The sequence below is a fragment of the Rheinheimera oceanensis genome (assembly GCF_018831085.1).
Classification (GTDB): Bacteria; Pseudomonadota; Gammaproteobacteria; order Enterobacterales; family Alteromonadaceae; genus Alishewanella; species Alishewanella oceanensis.
This window is the reverse complement of sequence record NZ_JAGPNM010000002.1, coordinates 413,488-431,609: the sequence shown is the minus strand read 5'-3', so window position 1 is coordinate 431,609 and position 18,122 is coordinate 413,488. Positions and strand designations below refer to the sequence as shown.

Genomic DNA, 18,122 nt, shown 5'->3' with positions numbered 1-18,122 from the left:
TCCTCTGATAGGGTTATGCTGGTTAAATTAAGAACTATTCAACAGGGATCAGTATTTCGTATTGATCCCATAGCATTTTATTGGCCAACATATATCGTTACTAGATGCTATTATTGTGATGCTTTATAACGAAATGAGTTATTTTTATGAATGTTGAAGCCCTGCAGGTCTTTGTTGTTGCAATGTCGTCGGGTAGCTTGGCAGGTGCGGCAAGACGATTAAAGCTCACTCCTATGGCTGTCACCAGGAAAATTGCTGCACTGGAAAATGACTTGGGTGTTCGGTTGATTCATCGTTCCACCCGCTCACTTTCACTCACTGCGGAGGGGGAAGTATTGATGCCGTTTGCAGTGGAAATTCTTGAGGCTGAAGAAGCAGCCCGCGCTGCTGTTTCCCCGAAGTCTGGCGGGGCGACAGGTCTGCTGAGAGTTAGTGCGCCGGTAACGTTGGGCCGCAAAGTCATTTTACCTCTTATACCCCGGCTTCTGGATGAGAATCCGGGGCTGAACATCGATCTCGTTTTAAGTGACGACATCGAGGATATTATTTCATCAGGTATAGATGTAGCTATTCGTATTGCGCCAATGAAAGACTCAGGCTTAATTGCCAGGCCATTGGCAAATAATCCGAAACATCTCTATGCAGCCCCTTCGTACCTCGCAGCCAAAGGCATACCGACTTGTATTGAGGAGCTTGCAGACCATGAGTGTTTAACGTTTTCTGACACAAGCCATTGGATATTTCAGGTAGGTGAAGCTGAGCATTCAGTAAGAATAAACAGTCGATTTACTTCCAGTGGTGTGGATGGGTTTCTGGGCGCGTGTATCAATGGTCTGGGATTAGCGCGGCTATCAGTGTGGGATGTTCGGGATGAAGTGAGCTCAGGGGCTCTGGTGCGCGTAGATTTAAAAGATGCCAGCCCGCAGAATCTATCCGTGTGGGCTGTTTACCCAAGCCGCCGCTACGTCTTACCTAAACTGCATATTTTCATTAATCAACTTCAGGCAAGCTTGCAAGATTGGAGTAAGTGATTTAGCTACAAAAAAGTTGTGGGCCCGGGCTTTGCACCAGCGTCGTCAGTAAAGTTTACAGTTGTTATGCATTTTTGGGCTTAACTTATCTGCTCAATTTTTAGCTGCTGATAGCATTGATAATAATTAATTGGCTCGCTTGTTGTCTGTAATTTCTATAGTGCTGAAATATAATTTCCTACAAAAATTATATTAAAAACATTATGTTAAAAGTAAAACCCTGAGGTGTGTCGGGTTTGTTTTAACTGTGTTAGTGGTCGATATTACAGGTGCGATGTAATTCAAAGCCAACCTTTTTGAACAATATCGCAGGGAAAAATATCATGAAATTAGTATTGTCCGTCACCGGTTACACCCGGGCTGCCACATTTTTCTTGTCAGTTTAGCGTTGATCAATGCTAACGTTTTTGCAGATCAAACGGGCAACTATGTACTGAAGTATGACGAAAAAAATATTACTGAGTATCAGCAAAAGTGGGCCAACATCTACGGGCCATTGGAGTTGGCTGCCGGGGGGGCTGTGTCTCAGCAGGATATTGCTGCCACAGCTATGCCTTTTCAGGTCGCTGATTTTAGTGTTTTCGATCATCTAAAGGAGAGCTATTGAAAGACAGACTGAACTCCTTCGGTATCGGGCATGGCTTGTTTAGTTTATTGAATGCCTACTCCTGCCAACATTCGGAAGCACCAGAGCTGAGTGTGTCCATTCCAATGTCCGAGCGTCTGTTTGGGCAAGGCGCAGCGGGGCGCTGGAGTAAATTTGAAGTGCAGCAAAAAGTGCATTAGACAAGGACTGTGTAAGGTAAAATCAGTCGTTGGCGTTAGTTTGAGAAATAAAGGCACCGGGTGCCTTTGTCGGCAATTTTCGTTCAAATCTGGTGGGGCTGGACAGCTAGCTCCTTTCTACTGAGAATTGCGCGGCGCTGTTGTCCAGCGCCGGCTGATGCTCTACAGCGATTTCAGGAAGGCCAGCAGGGCTTCGCGATCTTCAGTGGGTAAATTAACAAAGCGGTTTTTAATCACTTCAGCTTCGCCGCCGTGCCATAAAATAGCCTCGGTTAACGTGCGGGCGCGGCTGTCGTGTAAATAACCTACCGGCGCGCCTGCCGCTACGTATTCGGTGTAGCCAATACCCCATAAAGCTGGCGTGCGCCACATGCTGCCTGTTGCCAGGCCTTCGGCGAAATTATCGGCCAGCTCTTCGCCCATATCATGCAACAGCATATCGGTATAAGGCCGGATAGTTTGGTTGCGCACTTCGTCAAATGGCGAGCGGGCGCTGGTTTGCACTTCGCTGATATGGCAGGCATTACAGCGGATGGCTTTAAACACTTGCTCGCCCTGGGCTATTTTTGCCGGTTCAACATCCAGATAGGCCATCGGCGATACGCCTTTAGGAAAGCCACTTACCAGGCTGCGCTGTGCCGGTACGGCTAACAGGTGCAGATATTCTGTCATTAATTGCAGCGCTTCATCCGGTAAGCCGGGCTCTGTGCCGCTGGCGGCGTCGCAGTGTTTTGCCCCGGCCAGACAGTCGCGGTTCGGGTAAATAGATGAGGTTACTGACATATCCAGCAGGGCGGCGTTGGCTACCTGGTGGCGCAGGCTGACTTTACCGGCTTTCCAGCCGTAGCGGCCTAAACGTACATCGCCGGTTTCAGGATCGTAAGCATAGTTGGCAGTGCCAAGAACACCATCAGCATCGGGTGTGGTGCGTACCCGCGCTAAAATGGTGTCGTCGTCAATGGCTTCAAGCAGGCCCATGCCTATTAATGGCTGCGCCGAGCGCACGGAATAAGCTTCAGGTACCGGGCCCTCAAAGGCTATTTCCGGTTTACGCAGTTCTACTACAGTACCGTCAGCCAGTTGTACATTCTTTGTGGTAAAACCGGCAACTACAGCAGCGTTACCCCAGTTTTGCACAGCGCCTGTTGTGGTTGAGCGCGCATTCATTTGCATTGCCTGGCCGTATATAGGATGTGGCAGGTAATTACCGTTAGCGTCGGTGCCGGTGGCGCCGGTGCGTATTGCCATAGTATCAAGCCGCTGATTTACTGCCGCCGGGGCGACGCTGCGGCCATTGCTAACGTGGCAGTTAAAACAGGATGACTGGTTAAAGCGCGGCCCTTGCAGGAAACGGCCTGCATCATTGCGGTCATTGCCATCTTCGTTGTGTTCGCCGGTCCACAAATTAGTGTGTAACCAACGGCGTCCTTCCATAAAGCGTTGCATATTGTGCATGCCAATATTGTTATGTGGCTGCTGAAATATAAAAGTGGCGTTGTCGGCATAATCATATGACACCGAGCCCAGGCCGCCTTGCAGGGTGCTGTCAGGCAGTGGCTGGTTCATTAGCCGCGGTTGTACACCATACCAGGGGCGTAAACCCTGGCCCATTACATAGGTCAGCTCATTGGTGTAATAACGAAAGCCACCGTTATCGCCAATGGCATCCATCACTTCGCGGGTAGAGAAAAATGACCCGGTAAACTCAATAATATCGCCTTTTTTCAGCGGCCGTGCTGATACGCTATTACCGTTTGGTACCATTACGCCATCGGCATTGGCTGAGAGGGCTCTGTGGCCAGGGTAGGTGTCAAACACTACGCTACAACCGTCATTTGCACCAATTATGCCACCGTAACCGCTGTCAGGGTTTAACAGCACGCCATTGGCTGGTTTAGGCACTACCGGGCAGGGTGCGCCGTCGCTCAGGTAAGTAGAGTTATCCAGCAAACGGCCAGGGCTCATCCAGCCAAAACCGGTAACGTTGGGTTCGTCAAAACGGCGCACAAAAGAGTGGCCACCGCCTTTTTGCGCTTGCTGGTAATACTGATTGACAATAATCCGTGGCGCGGTAACGCCAGCGACATTGCTGTTATCAATAAATTCGACGCCCCAGGTGCGGTTCTTAAAGTAGTTAGCAATAAAGTTTAAATGTGCACCGGGGCCTTTATCTGCCGGGTTACCCTGGGCATCGACAGTTTCGTTCAGGCCAAAACCAATTTCGTTCCACTCTTCGCCGCGTTCGCGGGCATGGCGTGAGCGCCCGACCATGCCAAAGCGTGTTACCAGGGTGCCATCCGCCAGGGTAAAGCGCACGCTTTCAACCGGCTGTGCCGGGGCGGGCAAAGGCTGACGGCCGCTACCGCTTAGCGGGTAGGGCACATAGGACGTATCCAGCTGCGGCATGGAATTGTCGTTGCCCGGTGTTTGAAATTCGACTTCAAACAAGGAATAACCATACTGAGTATGGCGCTTAACACCCTGCAGACGAACATAGCGGGCATCAATATTCAGATTAAAAAACTCTTCAGTGCGGCCCTGAGCGCCAGTGATATAGCGCAGCTGATACCAGTTTTGGCCATCGTCAGAAATATAAATAGCGTATTCTTCAGCGTAGGCGTTTTCCCAGTGCAGCTTGATATAGCCAATGGCGGTTTTGGCGCCAAAATCAAACTGTAACCAGGCGTTGTCGGCATCGGTCACACCATTGCTCCAGGCGCTTTCCCAGCGGCTGGTTAAATCACCATCAATGGCTTTATCTGCGGTGTTATTGCCATTTTCGTCGCCGGACGAGCTGGCAGATACGGCAAATACCGGCACTGCCGCAGCGCTTTTGTTGTAAGCCGCTGATAACCTGAGCTCTGCCGGTGGTGGCGGTAACGACGGCCCACCTGGTTTGGGCAGTGGTTTAACATCTGCACTGGGTGCGGTTTCAAGCTCAGGCTCGGGTAGGTCGTCTGCCGGGGGCGGCGTTTGTGTTGGCGGTGGTGTTGCAACCGGCGGTGTTACTACTGGTGGCGTAGCTACTGGCGGTGTACTATCGGCACTATCACTGCCACCACCACAGCCCGACACCGCTAACGCCAGTGAAGACACAAGCAACCAGGCCGGCACGATGTGCCTGTTGCTGGCTGGTTTAACACAAGACCATAGGTCCATACCAAATACTCCACAATAAATATAAAAATCAGGGTGTTTCTAAGTTTAGCGACTACAAGGCTGTTAATCATGAGTTAGTAGCATAGTATTTTGTGTAATTAATTGTTTATTACCTGGCTGGTGTGACCTGATGACGTTGATTTGAATGCCTGACTTAAGCTGTACTGCTTTGCTGTTATTTTAATTTAATCTGTACTGCTTATTTTGTAACGCACTGTGTATATTTTCTGCCGGGGGCGCGCGTTACTGTGGTGACTTAAACGCAAGCAGACAGGAGCAAGCAGCATGGAGTTATTCTGGACCTTAGTATTTTTTGCTTTTGCCACCAGTATTACACCCGGGCCAAACAATATTATGATTATGTCGTCCGGCGTTAATTATGGCGTGCAAAAAAGCCTGGCGCATCTGGCTGGTATTCAGCTGGGTTTTTTACTGATGTTGCTGGCAGTGGGGTTGGGGGCCGGGCTGATCTTGCAGCAACAACCATTGTTACACCAAATGATAAAATTAGTGGGTTCGGTATATTTGCTGTATCTGGCGTGGAAAATCGCCAGTGCTGAGCCAAAGCAAATAGAAACGGGTAATAGCAAACCGCTGAGTTTTACCCAGGCGTTGCTGTTTCAGTGGGTAAATGCCAAAGCCTGGGTCATGATTACCGGGGCTATTGCGGCTTTTACCAGCTTACAGGGTGTGTACTGGCAGCAATTAGCACTGATTGCACTGGTATTTTTGTTGGTGGGTTTGCCCTGTACTATTAGCTGGCTGATGTTCGGCGCTGGTTTAAAACGCTTACTAACAGCACCAGAGCAGCGGCGCTGGTTTAACCGGGCCATGGGTGCTTTGCTGGCATTATCGGTATTGCCACCATTGTGGCAGGCATTGCAGTGGTAAACCACAGGAGGGCGTGTGAGTTTTCGTTATCAACAACTGGCTGCCGAGCTGCAACAACAAATAGAGCAGGGCCAATATGGCTGTGGTGATCGCCTGCCGGGTGTGCGTGAGTTGGCCAAACGCCGGGCAGTAAGTGTGTCTACCGTAGTGGCCAGCTACCGGCGGCTGGAGGCCGACGGCTATTTACAGGCCAGTAGCCGCAGCGGCTATTTTGTTAAACCGCGTTATCAGCCTCCGGCACTCAGTAGCAAACTGCAGCAACCGGCCGGGCCTGTTACTGTTTGTAGCCAGCAGATAGCCTTGTCGTTGTCTAAGGCCGCAGCCGATCCGGCCTATATGCGTTTAGGAGCTGCCGTACCGGCGGCGGTTTATCTGCCCCAACATGCGCTACAAAAAGCGCTGCAGCAGGTAATTAAAACCGAACCGGCGCGCTTAATGCGCTATGAAGCCAGCCGCGGTGCAGCCGAATTACGCCGTGAAATCGCCCGGCGTATGGCGTTACAGGGCGCTGTGGTATCGCAAGACGATGTCATTATTACCAATGGCTGCCAGGAAGCGCTAATGCTGAGTTTAAAGGCCGTAACCCAGCCCGGTGATGTGGTCGTGATAGAGTCACCGGCGTTTTATGGCCTGTTGCAGGCGCTGGAAGCTGCAGGTTTAAAAGCGCTGGCACTGCCCACCGATGTGCAAACCGGCATGGCACCTGACGTACTGGAACACGCACTTGAGCAATGGCCGGTAAAAGCCTGCGTGCTGATTGCCAACTACAGTAACCCACTGGGCAGCCTGATCCCGGACGACAATAAAAAGCGCATAGTACAGTTGCTGGCAAAGCGTGGTATAGCACTGATAGAAGATGATACCTATGGCGATTTAGGCTTTAGCGAACCAAGGCCCGGCAGTTGTCTGGCGCTGGCGCCAAAACAGGATATTTTTTACTGCAGCACTTTTTCTAAAACCCTGTCGCCGGATTTGCGCCTGGGCTGGGTAATAGCGCCCAAGCATACCGCAAAACTCGAATACCTGAAGTTTATCAGTAATATAAGTACGGCAGCTTTGCCACAATTGGCGGTGGCAAAGCTGTTGCAAAGTGGCCAGTATGAGCGGCATTTGCGCCAGGTACGGCCACAGTATGAAACGGCGGTGCAGCGTATCAGCAGCAGCATTGGCCGTTTGTTTCCGTCTGGCACCCGCGTTAGCCAGCCACAGGGCGGTTTTGTACTCTGGGTAGAGCTGCCACAAGGCACAGATGCTTATCTGCTAGCACAGCAGGCACTGGCGGAAAAAATCAGCATAGCGCCAGGCACCATATTTTCGCCCACAGCACCGGCCGGTAAAGCCCGCTACGGTAATTTTATCCGCTTAAACTGCGCGGTAGTGCAGGATGCACGGCTGGAGCGGGCATTACAAACCCTTGGACAGTTGTGTCAACAGCAACTGGCAGAAAAAAATGCTTGACTAAAATTTGCACACATGAAAATATGATGACCATAATATTTGGTGGCAAAATGAAAAACACAACAACCGGCGATAAGAAAGCCCGCACCCATGAGCTGATCCTTGATACAGCGGCAAAAGCGATCCGCCGTGGTGGTTACGCAGGTGTCAGCGTGGCAGAACTGATGAAAGAAGCAGGTTTAACCCACGGCGGGTTTTATGCGCACTTCGCCTCGCGTAATGCCATGCTGGCTGAAGCCATGGCCCGGGCGTCAGAGCTTAGTGGTAAAGCCTTAGCACCATTGGTGCAACAAGCTGTGGCCGGGGGCAAAAGCCCGCTACGGGCCCTGGTAGAAAGTTACCTGCGAGATGCCCATTTGGAGGCTGTTGAGCATGGCTGCCCGATAGCAGCGCTGGGTTCAGAGATCTGCCGGCAGCCGGAAGAGGTGCGAACAGTGGCGCTGCAGCAAATGGACAACTTACGTAACGCCATAGCACAGGCTTTACCTGTGCAAGCAAACAAGGATAGCGCAGACGTTATTATGGCAACTCTGGTTGGCTGTTTACAGTTGGCCAGAGCTTACGGCAATAATGAAGCCGGTCGTCAGTTATTGGCAGCCAGCCGGCGCGCAGTGCTGGCGCAGTACGACCAGGCATAATACGACCTGGTAAAATACAGCGATACTATGGAGTGAAAAACCTTGGCCGACAGTTCGGCCTTTTAATTAACATTAAATATGATGGTTATCATATTATCTATTGAGGGTACAAAAATGACATTATCCAATGCAGTAGTATTTATTACCGGCGCTAATCGTGGCATTGGGCTGGAGTTTGCCAAACAAGCACTGGCTCGCGGCGCCCGTAAAGTGTATGCCGCAGCCCGTAACCCCGACACTATTACTCTTGATGGTGTGGTTAAAGTAAGGCTGGATGTAACCGATGCCGCGCAAGTGGCGGCGATACCGGTGTTATATCCTGATGTGACGGTACTGGTGAATAATGCTGGTATTGCCAGGTTTGGTGGTTTTATGGACGAGGGGAGTGAGCAAAGCACCTACGAGCATTTTGAAACGAATTTTTTCGGGCCTTTACGCCTGACCAAAGCCCTGGCACCGGTGCTGGCGGCTAACGGAGGCGGTGCCATTCTGAATGTTTTGTCTGTTGTCAGCTGGCTTAATGCTCCGGCGCTGGCGCCTTATGGTGCAAGTAAGTCTGCTGCCTGGGCATTAACCAACGGTTTGCGGCTGGAGCTTGCGGCACAAAATACCCAGGTAAGCGCTTTACATATGGGTTTTGTCGATACCGATTTAACCACGGCTATTGATGCACCCAAAACGAAACCAGCCGATATAGTTGCCCGGGCTTATGAGGGGATGGCGGCAAAGCAACCGGAAATACTGGCAGATGAGTTAACACAGCAGGTAAAAGCCGCCTTGTCATCAGACAAGGCACATTATCTGATCGGTAACAGATAAGATCTCAATTCTGAACAAGGCAAAAGGTGCTGCTGTGCCAACCGTAACCCCGGCTGGCACAGCAAGCCCTAGTGGCCGCCGCCGAGTGACTTAATCGCCTGGATCATGGCTACCATCACCTTTTGTGCATCGCCGTATATCATTTGGGTGTTATCGGCATAAAATAGCGCGTTTTCTACACCGGAATAACCTTTACCCTGGCCACGTTTTACCACGTATACCTGTTTGGCCATATCAACATTGAGCACCGGCATGCCGTAAATCGGCGAGCTTTTATTGCTGCGGGCGGCCGGGTTTACTGTGTCATTGGCGCCAATTACTATGGCCACGTCGGCTTCTTTAAACTCGCCGTTAATATCTTCCATATCAAAGATAATGTCGTATGGTACGCCGGCTTCGGCCAGCAGCACATTCATATGGCCCGGCATACGGCCTGCTACCGGGTGAATGGCAAATTTTACTTCTACCCCGGCGTCCTGCAGCAGCTTTACCAGCTCGTACAGTTTATGTTGTGCCTGCGCCACGGCTAAGCCATAGCCCGGTGCAATAATCACTTTGCCGGCGTAGCGCATATTAATACCGGCGTCGCTGGCATCAACCGGTTTCTGGCTACCGGTAATATCACCCTGGGCTTCCTCGCTAACGGCACCAAAGTTAGAAAACAGCACATTGGCTACTGAGCGGTTCATCGCTTTGGCCATCAGTAGTGTCAGTAAGGAGCCTGCCGAGCCGACCACCATACCAGCTATCATCAGCGCCGGGTTATTCAGTACATAGCCTTCAAAACCAACGGCTAAACCGGTAAAGGCGTTGTACAGCGAAATAACCACCGGCATATCGGCACCGCCAATTGGCATGGTCATCATTACGCCGTAAATCAGTGCCAGTGCAAAGAAGGTGGCAAATACCGGCCAGCTAACTATGCCGCCATGCCAGATAATGTAAACGCCAATGGCCAGCAGCACTAATAACAGGCTGCCGTTTACCAGCTGCAACGCAGCAAAACGCAGGGTTTTGTTGATACGGCCATCCAGTTTAGCCCAGGCAATAAGCGAGCCGGATAACGCAACGGCGCCAATTAGCCCGCCCAGTACAGCCAGGCTTAGTGACACAGTACCGTGAGTTTTGTAGCCAATCAGCTCTATGGCGGCAATCGCCGCTGCTGCACCGCCGCCCATACCGTTATACAGTGCTACCATTTGCGGCATGTCGGTCATCGCTACTTTTTTACCGCTACGCCAGGCCCAGCCGAGGCCCAGAGCCAGTGCAATCAGTGCCAGTGTCAGGTTAGTGCTAAGATGCGGCTTGGCGGCCTCGTTAACATCCAGCGTATACAAAAAGCTGGCCAGCACGGCCAGTACCATACCCGCACCGGCAACCACAATACCTGAGCGGGCAGTCAGGGGAGACGACATACGCTTTAAGCCGTAAATAAACAAAAAAGCGGCAATAAAATAGCTGCTGTCGATGAGTAAAGCTGCGTTCATGCCTTACTCCTTGTTGGTTTTGCCGGACGGTTTAAACATTTGCAGCATGCGTTCGGTTACCACATAACCACCGGCAGCATTGCCTGCACCTAACAGTACGCCAAGAAAACCGATGATCTGCTCGGGTAATGAGCTGGCATTTAGCAATGCCCACAACGCGCCAACCACCACAATGCCGTGAATAAAGTTAGATCCGGACATCAGTGGTGTGTGCAAAATGGCCGGTACGCGGCCGATAATTTCAAAACCGGTAAAAGCAGCCAGCATAAAAATATATAGCGCGACAAAGCCGGTTAATATAGTGGTGGTGTAGTCCATAACGCTCCCCAAAAATAATGCCTGGTTATTGTTGTTCCAGCGCAGTTTTTACTGCTGCCGGTTTGATCTCGCCCTTATGCGTCAGTATGGTTTTTGCCTGTACTTCATCATCCCAATCCAGTTTAATTTCGCCATCTGCAATAAACAGCTGCAGTAAATTCAGCAGGTTCTTGGCGTACAGCTCTGAGGCATGTTCTGCCAGCATAGAAGGTACATTTAACGGTGCCACTATCGTTACCAGACCTTGTTCTAAGGTTTCACCTGGTATGCTGTATTCACAGTTGCCACCACCTTCAGCGGCTAAATCAATGATCACTGCGCCTGGTTTCATGCCATCAACCTGGGTTTTGCTAATCAGCTTCGGTGAGGGGCGCCCGGGTATAGCGGCCGTAGTAATAACAATATCGGCCTGCTGAATATGCCGGGTTACTACGCTGGCAATTTTGTCTTTCTCTTGTTGGGTTAACTCACGGGCATAACCGCCTTCGCCGCGGGCATCAACGCCGGTATCAACAAATTTGGCACCTAAGGATTCTGCCTGTTCTTTGGTTTCGGGTCTTACATCATAGCCTTCAGTTATTGCCCCTAAACGCCGGGCGGTGGCTAAAGCCTGTAAACCGGCCACACCGAGACCCATTACCAGGCAGCGTGCCGGACGGATTGAGCCTACGGCAGTGGTCATCATCGGTAAGATGCGCGCCAGCTTAGTGGCCCCGAGTAGCGCACCATAGTAACCGGCTAATGCCGCCTGCGACGACAGCGCATCCATGGCCTGAGCGCGGCTGATACGTGGTACCTGCTCCATAGCAAAGCAACTGATGTGTTTATCGCGCAGTAAACGGGTAAGCTCGGGTTCTTTGTGTGGATAAACAAAGCTAAGCAAAATACAGCCGGGCGGCATCAGGTTAATTTGCTCTGCTGTAGGGGGCTGTACTGCCAGCACTATATTGGCTGTTGCCAGTAGCTCTTGCTCTGTATTAACAAAACGCACTGCAGTATAGGCGCTGTCGGGTAATTTGCTGCTAAGGCCTGCGCCGCTGAGCAGGCTGATCCCGCAGCCCAGTTTACTCAATTTATCTGCCACGGCGGGCACCATGGCAACACGTTTTTCGTGTGGCCGGCTTTCCTTCAGCACGGCTACCTGTATTGGCATAAAGCACACTCCTTAAACTAACTGTCTGAGGAGTATAGCCTTTATAAAAAACTTTGCGTCAAAGCGCTCTAAGCTTGCCAGCTATGCCGCAATGCCTGATTTAATGTCGCCAGAATATCGCTGCTTTTACGCAGCACACGTAGTTGTTGAAATAAGTCAGCTGCTTGCGGGTATTGCAGCTTTAAATAGCTGAACCACTGTTTAATACGGTTAGCATAATACTGGCCTTTGTCACCGCTGATCTCAAATTCAGAGTAGCGCATCAGCAGCTCCAGTACTTGCGGCCAGGGCATAGCAGCTGCGCCGGTACGGATGCTTTGTGCCAGGTTTGGCATGGCCAGTGCACCACGGCCAAGCATAATGTCGTTGCAATTGGCCTGTTGTTGACACAGCGCAGCATCGGCGGCATTCCAGATCTCACCATTGGCCACCAGCGGAATAGCTGTTTGTTGCTTAATTTTTGCTATCCATGGCCAGTAAGCCGGTGGCCGGTAACCATCACTTTTGGTGCGTGCGTGCACGGTAAGCATGCTGGCGCCAGCACTGGCAATTGCAGCAGCATTGGCCAGCGTTAGGCTGGTATCGTCATAGCCGAGGCGAATTTTGGCACTGACAGGAAACTGCGCAGGCACAGCGTCGCGCACCGCTTTTACTATATGGTACAGTTGCTCGGTTTCTTTTAGCAGCACAGCACCACCACGGCTTTTATTTACTGCTTTAGCCGGGCAGCCAAAGTTTAAATCAACCCCGGGCGAGCCCAGTTCTACTGCGCGCACGGCGTTCTCTGCCAGCCAGTTTGGGTCTTGCCCCAGCAACTGCACCCGCACCGGCGTACCGGCAAAGGTTTTACCGCCGTTTTGTAGCTCAGGGCAAAAGCGGGTAAAAACCCGCGCCGGTAATTTTTGATCGACTATGCGGATAAATTCGGTAATACATAAGTCGTAGCCGCCAATCCGCGTTAACATATCGCGCATAAGATGGTCGACTACGCCTTCCATCGGCGCCAGTATAATTTTCATCAGCTTTGCGCTGCTCAGACAGAGTAAACGGTATTGATCTGTTGGCGATGCAGCAATTCTGCCAGTTCAGGCAACTGTAGTGGCTCTATGTCCAATACTTCAAGAATGGCACCTTTATGCAGCTCCCATTCCGGGTCCAGTGTGATATTAAACAACTGGCGGCTTTCGCCACTGAAGTGCTCTGCCAGTTTTAACAATGCAAACAGCTGTTTTTCCAGTTCACTGTCGCTTTCCAGCATCAGGGCCGGGCTGTGATGATAGGCAATAACATTACACAGCTCTGGCGTTAAACCCCATGACTGCGCCACCAGATAGCCCAATACTTCGTGACAGGTATGAAAATACTGCTCTTCAATTTCACTGTAACCCCGGCTCTGTTGCAGGCCCTGCTGCATCAATTGTTCGTAATTACTTACCTGCTGCTGAATAAGTGCAATACCGGCGTTATGAAACAAACCCAGGCTGTAGCAGTCGTCCTGAATGTCCTGGCTGAAGTTAAAATGCTTGGCCAGTGTCATGGCGATATTGCCGGTTTGCAAAGCGCTGGACCACAGTTTTAAGCTGAATTTATCATCCCGTCCTTCCGACAGGGTAAAGCGCACCAGCACGCTACGCACCAGCTTTAGCACCCGGCTAACACCAAGAAATTTGCAGGCATGTTCAACAGAGGTAATTTTATGTCGCAGGCCAAAAAAAGCGGAGTTCACCACTTTTAACGTAAAGCCGGCAATACCAATATCCAGGTTTATCAGCGCCGCGATACGTTTAATGTTAGGCTCCGGCAGATCCAGCTGTTGCTGAATATGCTGCAGGATCTCCGGTTGCGGTGGTATGGTAAAGCCATCTAACGCTTGTTCAATTGCTGACATATCAATGGCATGCGCCATAACACCTTCTCCGGTAACAAACTGCCAACTCAGCGGCTAATAGTAAAAGCCGTTAGGGTGAAATGCAAAACAGTTTTAGGGTATTTATCGCCGCTACTATGTCTGCTATGAGTCGAGATAGGGGCGGCCGGACATCAACTGCTGTGCCAGTTGCTGTTCGTTTTGTTGTTCATTCAGTTGCAGATCGTTAAATTGCACATCGAACTGGATCAGCTCTTCATCACCCAGGTGTTGGGCTATTAAGCGATCTGGTACCTGGCCAACCTGCCGGTAGGCATTAATGGCAACCTGGGCAGCTTGTTCCATTAATAATAAAAAATGGCCCAATGGGAATTGCTGGAAGATGTCGGCATCCAGATGGGCCCAGCCGAGTAGATCGCCGCTGATAGCGCCATCGGCATGATCGGTAAACATCATAGATACGGCCGGGCAAGACGGGTTCTCACCTACCTGATATTGTTCGGCGTCTTCGCTGTTAAACAGCAGCACGTAGCCAAAACTTGGGCTGCCCTCAGCATCCATCTCGTCAAATGACGTATCGTACATCAGAAATAATCGATTATCGGTCATGACGTTTTCCTGCTGAAAAAATGGCCGCTAATTTTACCTGAAATTAAGCAGATGCTAAAGGGCGAACTGTAATGATAATGGCAATACCGGTTGATATTGCCATTATCAGCGGTAAATTACGTTTCGCTCTGATAGGGTATTTCCAGTAACAGCGCCAATGCCAGCAGTAAAGCCTGCTCTTCTGTTAAAAGCAGTTTGTCAGCCCGCACACCGGCTTCAATGGCCAGCCACAACTGTTGTTTTTGCTGCGGTGCCAGTGCCAGCAACTGCGGCAACTGTGCGCTGAGGCTGGTAAAGCTGAAATCAGGCCTAGTGCGTTCAGCGGTAAAAGGCAGTGCGGCAATAGCAGCCTGCCAGGCTTGTTGTTGCTTGGCAGTGTCACCGGCAACCTGGCTAACCAAAGAGAGCAGCGAGCTTACTGCAGGTGCCAGTTGGGCCAGGGTTTTACCTGAGTATTTACGGCTTATCTGATCCGGGTCAAATTGCACGGCCACGCTGTGCTCTACAAATTCACGGGCCAGCCAGCTATTGATGTCCGCTGAGCCAGCAGCTTGTATCAGTGCCTGTAATAATTGCTCAAACTGGCGGAATTTGCTTTCGGATAAGGTTTTCAGCGCCGGGATCAATCGCTGCAATAGCTGTACTTGTTGCAGCGCATCAAGGCTTGCCACGCTGTCACACAACTGATCGGTTTGTTGCAGTAGACTGGCAGAGCCCAGCTCTTTAATCAGCCTTAATTGTTTTTGGCGGATATCGTGATCCTGCTGCAACAGCAAACAGCATACCAGCGCTGTGGCGGGTTCTGTCTGGCGGCTGCTGTGTAGCAATAGTAAAGGTAAAGCCTGTTGTAAGCGCTCAGCATTAGTGTGCCTGGCTTCAGTGGTGCTGGCACTGGCATCCGCTGCAGTTTGTGCGGGGCGTGCAGTGGGGTATTTGCCGTTCCAGTGTGGTTCCAGCCGTTTTATCCGCGTGGCCAGTGGTGGGTGAGTAGCAAAAATAGAGGCCCAGCGGCTTATTGCTTCACCAAAAAACAGATGACTGTTCTCGTCGGCATTCTGGTTTTTTATTTTACTTGAGCTGCTATGGCTGCCAATAGCTTTTAACGCACCGGCGATACCGCGCGGGTTACGGGTAAACTGTACAGCAGAGGCATCTGCCAGAAATTCGCGCTGGCGGCTTACTGCAGCTTTAATCAGATTGCCAAAAAACGAACCTACATAGCCTATTACTACTAAACCCAGTGCCAGCAGCACTATACCGCCACCATTATTTTTACTGTTGCCGGATGAGCGGCTACTGGCACGTATTGCTCCGGCTCTGCTGCTGCCGCGCAGCATGTAGTAACCAATATGCCCGAGAAACAGAATACCGTTTAAGATAGCAATAAGACGGATATTCATCCGCATATCGCCGTTTAAAATATGACTGAATTCATGTGCTATAACGCCCTGCAATTCGTCGCGGTTTAATTGTTCCAGACACCCCTGGGTAACACCAATCACTGCATCTGCCGGGCTATAACCAGCAGCAAAGGCATTAATGCCTTGTTCGGGCAGTAAATATACCGGTGGCACCGGTGTATTGGCAGCCAGCGCCATTTCTTCAACTACGTTAAGTAAGCGCCGTTGCAGTGGATCCTGACTGTCGGGTAATAACCGTATACCACCAAGTGATTCGGCTACTGCCTTACCGCCAGCCTTTAGTTGCTGCCATTTAAACAACACAGCTATGGTTACGGCAGCCAGTACGGTGACACTAACCCAGCCGACCAGATCCCAGGGCAGGGTTCGCCAATGCAGAGGCGATGATAAAAAAGCCGGGTCAACAAAGCCTAAACTAATCAGGGCGATAACATTGGTTAGCATCAGCAATAGCAGTACTGCCAGCGTAAACAGCACCACTAAAATACGGGTATTACGCCGGGCTAAATCCTGCTGGGTAAAAAAGTTACTGCTCATGTTTTGCTGTGTTGCTTAAAAGCTAACTTTAGGCGCGGCCTGAATGGCGGCACTGTCAGCAAACTCCAACAACTTGGCATCAGCCGCATGGCCAAAGGCAGAAGCAAGTAGCACCGGAGGAAAGCTTTGTTTGTAGCTGTTGTAATCGGTAACGGCATCGTTAAAAGCCTGGCGGGCGAAAGCTACGCGGTTTTCGGTGCTGGTAAGCTCTTCAGATAATTGCATCATATTCTGGTTCGCTTTTAAATCCGGGTAGGCTTCCATTACCACATTTAAGCGGCTCATAGCACTTTGTAATGCGCCTTCAGCTCCGGCTAATGCACTAATAGCCCCGGCATCGCCGGGATTGTTTGCAGCAACTTTTAACCCGGCCAATGCAGCATTACGGGCGTTAATAACGGCCTCAAGCGTATCACGCTCATGTGCCATATAGGCTTTGGCAGTTTCAACCAGATTGGGGATCAGGTCGTAGCGGCGTTTTAGCTGTACTTCAATTTGGGCAAAGGCGTTCTGAAAGCGGTTTTTCAGTTTTACCAGCTGATTAAAAATGCTGATAACCCAGAATACTATGGCAACTAAAATAGCCAGAATAATCAGGCTGGTCATGATATCTCCGAGGTTATGGGTAATGTAGGTGGCTATTGTTAACAATAATTTAATCAGTGTCCAGCACTTCTTGTTCAAGTAGCATTAAACTGCGATGACGTGCCAGGCTTTGGGTCTGGCTGGTAATTCCTGATGGCTGCGGTATCATAGCCGACCAGACTTTAAGGGGTAAACATGAGCGATTTTCAACATATTTCTGTAGCAAAAACGGCTGAGTTAATGGCTGCAGGTAAGGTAGTTATTGCTGACATCCGCGATGAGCAAAGCTTTGCAGGTGGCCATATTGATGGAGCTTTTCATCTGACCAATGGCAGCTTAACTGGCTTTATGCAGCAGTATGATTTTGAGCAACCGGTGGTGGTGGTATGTTACCACGGTAACTCCAGCCAGGGGGCGGCACAATATTTAGCCCAGCAGGGTTTTGAACAGGTATACAGTATGGATGGCGGCTTTGAAAGCTGGCGCCAGCAGTTACCTTTTGTGAGTGGCGACAGTGCATAAATTTGCCGAGTTAAATTCTGCCCAGGCGGCGCAACTGTTTGCTGCTTATTGTGTAGCACAGGGGCTTGAAGTCAATGCGGTGGTGCAGCAGCCAACGCTGGCAGAACTGTATGGTGCAACAGAGCAATTGGCCCGGATAGAGCAGGAGTTTGCCCGTTTTCTGCAGCAGCCTGCGCATCCGCGGTATCAGGCTGCAGCCTGGCAACTAAGCCAGCCAGACATACAAAAGTTGCAGCATGATGGCTTGCCGGTGTTTAACTGGCGTGAGTTGTGGCGTCAGGCACCTTTAACATCCGCACTGTTGCTGTTATGTCTGCTGGTATATGCGTGGCAACAGCTGGACTGGCGCGCCAGCAGCGGTGCTTTGCAGCTTACTGAACCCACACAGCTGTGGCGCTGGTTTACGCCGATGTTACTGCATTTTTCGTTAACCCATCTGGTGTTTAATCTGGCCTGGTGGTTATATCTGGGCCGCCAGTTTGAACAACGGCTGGGGCTGGTGATGTTACTAAATGTCACTTTGTCGGTGGCACTTGTTTCAAATGCCGCGCAGTACTTTATGGTTAACCCTAATTTTGGCGGCTTATCTGGTGTAGTGTACGGTTTGTTTGGCTATTTCTGGATAGCCGGCCGGCTAAATCCGGCGCAGGGTTTGTATATCAGCCCGGGGCTGGCAGGCTTTATGCTGTTGTGGTTATTACTGGGGTTTTTCGATGTGCTTTGGGTAAGCATGGCAAACTGGGCGCATTTGGGCGGCTTGCTTGCCGGTATGGGCTGGGCCTGGGTGCTGCGTAAACACAAAGGCCGTGCGCATGTGCAATAAAGTGCTTACTGATACAGG

16 protein-coding genes and 1 pseudogene are annotated in these 18,122 nt (G+C 50.7%); 8 read left to right on the top strand and 9 right to left on the bottom strand.

Annotated features, from left to right (window positions below; translation table 11 throughout):
* The first annotated feature begins 146 nt into the window (after positions 1-146).
* Both J3B89_RS06600 and J3B89_RS06595 read left to right on the top strand, forming a co-directional pair.
* Positions 147-1,031: a LysR family transcriptional regulator gene (locus J3B89_RS06600; protein ID WP_215396718.1), complete on the top strand. Its 885-nt coding sequence runs from the start codon at positions 147-149 to the stop codon at positions 1,029-1,031.
* 600 nt (positions 1,032-1,631) lie between these two features.
* A pseudogene (locus J3B89_RS06595) lies at positions 1,632-1,817 on the top strand (DUF6081 family protein); the annotation flags it as partial.
* A 162-nt stretch (positions 1,818-1,979) separates the two neighbouring features.
* Here J3B89_RS06595 and J3B89_RS06590 read toward each other — a convergent pair.
* The gene (locus tag J3B89_RS06590; RefSeq protein WP_215396716.1) at positions 1,980-4,976 is read right to left on the bottom strand and encodes a di-heme oxidoredictase family protein; all 2,997 of its coding nucleotides are present in this window, start codon (positions 4,974-4,976) and stop codon (positions 1,980-1,982) included.
* A 285-nt stretch (positions 4,977-5,261) separates the two neighbouring features.
* Between J3B89_RS06590 and J3B89_RS06585 the strand changes: the two genes are divergently transcribed.
* The 4 genes from J3B89_RS06585 to J3B89_RS06570 all read left to right on the top strand — a co-directional run bounded on the left by J3B89_RS06585 (position 5,262) and on the right by J3B89_RS06570 (position 8,782).
* On the top strand, positions 5,262-5,867 hold the full coding sequence (locus J3B89_RS06585; RefSeq protein ID WP_215396715.1) for a LysE family translocator: 606 nt from the start codon (positions 5,262-5,264) through the stop codon (positions 5,865-5,867).
* Positions 5,868-5,882: 15 nt separating this feature from the next.
* On the top strand, positions 5,883-7,325 hold the full coding sequence (locus J3B89_RS06580; RefSeq protein ID WP_215396714.1) for an aminotransferase-like domain-containing protein: 1,443 nt from the start codon (positions 5,883-5,885) through the stop codon (positions 7,323-7,325).
* A gap of 50 nt (positions 7,326-7,375) precedes the next feature.
* On the top strand, positions 7,376-7,963 hold the full coding sequence (locus J3B89_RS06575) for a TetR/AcrR family transcriptional regulator (RefSeq protein ID WP_215396713.1): 588 nt from the start codon (positions 7,376-7,378) through the stop codon (positions 7,961-7,963).
* Positions 7,964-8,077: 114 nt separating this feature from the next.
* Positions 8,078-8,782 carry an SDR family oxidoreductase gene (locus tag J3B89_RS06570; RefSeq protein ID WP_215396712.1) on the top strand — a complete coding sequence of 235 codons (705 nt, stop codon included), beginning with the start codon at positions 8,078-8,080 and terminating at the stop codon, positions 8,780-8,782.
* Between the two features lie 68 nt (positions 8,783-8,850).
* Here J3B89_RS06570 and J3B89_RS06565 read toward each other — a convergent pair whose 3' ends face one another.
* The 8 genes from J3B89_RS06565 to J3B89_RS06530 form a co-directional block, all read right to left on the bottom strand.
* A complete protein-coding gene (locus tag J3B89_RS06565) occupies positions 8,851-10,269 on the bottom strand; it encodes an NAD(P)(+) transhydrogenase (Re/Si-specific) subunit beta (protein ID WP_215396711.1) in 1,419 nt (472 codons plus the stop codon).
* A gap of 3 nt (positions 10,270-10,272) precedes the next feature.
* A complete protein-coding gene (locus tag J3B89_RS06560; protein WP_215396710.1) occupies positions 10,273-10,587 on the bottom strand; it encodes an NAD(P) transhydrogenase subunit alpha part 2 in 315 nt (104 codons plus the stop codon).
* A 25-nt stretch (positions 10,588-10,612) separates the two neighbouring features.
* The gene (locus tag J3B89_RS06555; RefSeq protein ID WP_215396709.1) at positions 10,613-11,740 is read right to left on the bottom strand and encodes an NAD(P) transhydrogenase subunit alpha; all 1,128 of its coding nucleotides are present in this window, start codon (positions 11,738-11,740) and stop codon (positions 10,613-10,615) included.
* A gap of 68 nt (positions 11,741-11,808) precedes the next feature.
* On the bottom strand, positions 11,809-12,759 hold the full coding sequence (dusC, locus tag J3B89_RS06550; protein WP_215396708.1) for a tRNA dihydrouridine(16) synthase DusC: 951 nt from the start codon (positions 12,757-12,759) through the stop codon (positions 11,809-11,811).
* 14 nt (positions 12,760-12,773) lie between these two features.
* A complete protein-coding gene (locus J3B89_RS06545) occupies positions 12,774-13,646 on the bottom strand; it encodes an HDOD domain-containing protein (RefSeq protein WP_215396707.1) in 873 nt (290 codons plus the stop codon).
* A 105-nt stretch (positions 13,647-13,751) separates the two neighbouring features.
* The gene (locus J3B89_RS06540) at positions 13,752-14,216 is read right to left on the bottom strand and encodes a hypothetical protein (protein ID WP_215396706.1); all 465 of its coding nucleotides are present in this window, start codon (positions 14,214-14,216) and stop codon (positions 13,752-13,754) included.
* Positions 14,217-14,332: 116 nt separating this feature from the next.
* Complete coding sequence (locus tag J3B89_RS06535; RefSeq protein ID WP_215396705.1) at positions 14,333-16,174, bottom strand: M48 family metallopeptidase; 1,842 nt, start codon at positions 16,172-16,174, stop codon at positions 14,333-14,335.
* 15 nt (positions 16,175-16,189) lie between these two features.
* On the bottom strand, positions 16,190-16,780 hold the full coding sequence (locus J3B89_RS06530) for a LemA family protein (protein ID WP_092792420.1): 591 nt from the start codon (positions 16,778-16,780) through the stop codon (positions 16,190-16,192).
* A 174-nt stretch (positions 16,781-16,954) separates the two neighbouring features.
* On the opposite strand from J3B89_RS06530, the gene glpE reads away from it, so the two are divergent.
* Positions 16,955-17,281, top strand: coding sequence for a thiosulfate sulfurtransferase GlpE (glpE, locus tag J3B89_RS06525; protein WP_215396704.1), 327 nt, complete (start codon positions 16,955-16,957; stop codon positions 17,279-17,281).
* On the top strand, positions 17,274-18,104 hold the full coding sequence (glpG, locus tag J3B89_RS06520) for a rhomboid family intramembrane serine protease GlpG (RefSeq protein ID WP_215397014.1): 831 nt from the start codon (positions 17,274-17,276) through the stop codon (positions 18,102-18,104). Before glpE ends, glpG begins: the two co-directional genes overlap by 8 nt.
* Positions 18,105-18,122: the final 18 nt, after the last annotated feature.

Excerpts from the sequence above, each read along its gene's own strand:
- J3B89_RS06585 (WP_215396715.1), top strand. The coding sequence starts at position 5,262 with ATGGAGTTATTCTGGACCTTAGTATTTTTTGCTTTTGCCACCAGTATT.
- dusC (WP_215396708.1), bottom strand. The coding sequence starts at position 12,759 with ATGAAAATTATACTGGCGCCGATGGAAGGCGTAGTCGACCATCTTATG.
- J3B89_RS06575 (WP_215396713.1), top strand. The coding sequence starts at position 7,376 with ATGAAAAACACAACAACCGGCGATAAGAAAGCCCGCACCCATGAGCTG.
- J3B89_RS06540 (WP_215396706.1), bottom strand. The coding sequence starts at position 14,216 with ATGACCGATAATCGATTATTTCTGATGTACGATACGTCATTTGACGAG.
- J3B89_RS06600 (WP_215396718.1), top strand. The coding sequence starts at position 147 with ATGAATGTTGAAGCCCTGCAGGTCTTTGTTGTTGCAATGTCGTCGGGT.
- J3B89_RS06545 (WP_215396707.1), bottom strand. The coding sequence starts at position 13,646 with ATGGCGCATGCCATTGATATGTCAGCAATTGAACAAGCGTTAGATGGC.
- J3B89_RS06565 (WP_215396711.1), bottom strand. The coding sequence starts at position 10,269 with ATGAACGCAGCTTTACTCATCGACAGCAGCTATTTTATTGCCGCTTTT.
- J3B89_RS06560 (WP_215396710.1), bottom strand. The coding sequence starts at position 10,587 with ATGGACTACACCACCACTATATTAACCGGCTTTGTCGCGCTATATATT.
- J3B89_RS06555 (WP_215396709.1), bottom strand. The coding sequence starts at position 11,740 with ATGCCAATACAGGTAGCCGTGCTGAAGGAAAGCCGGCCACACGAAAAA.
- glpE (WP_215396704.1), top strand. The coding sequence starts at position 16,955 with ATGAGCGATTTTCAACATATTTCTGTAGCAAAAACGGCTGAGTTAATG.
- J3B89_RS06535 (WP_215396705.1), bottom strand. The coding sequence starts at position 16,174 with ATGAGCAGTAACTTTTTTACCCAGCAGGATTTAGCCCGGCGTAATACC.
- J3B89_RS06530 (WP_092792420.1), bottom strand. The coding sequence starts at position 16,780 with ATGACCAGCCTGATTATTCTGGCTATTTTAGTTGCCATAGTATTCTGG.
- J3B89_RS06590 (WP_215396716.1), bottom strand. The coding sequence starts at position 4,976 with ATGGACCTATGGTCTTGTGTTAAACCAGCCAGCAACAGGCACATCGTG.
- J3B89_RS06570 (WP_215396712.1), top strand. The coding sequence starts at position 8,078 with ATGACATTATCCAATGCAGTAGTATTTATTACCGGCGCTAATCGTGGC.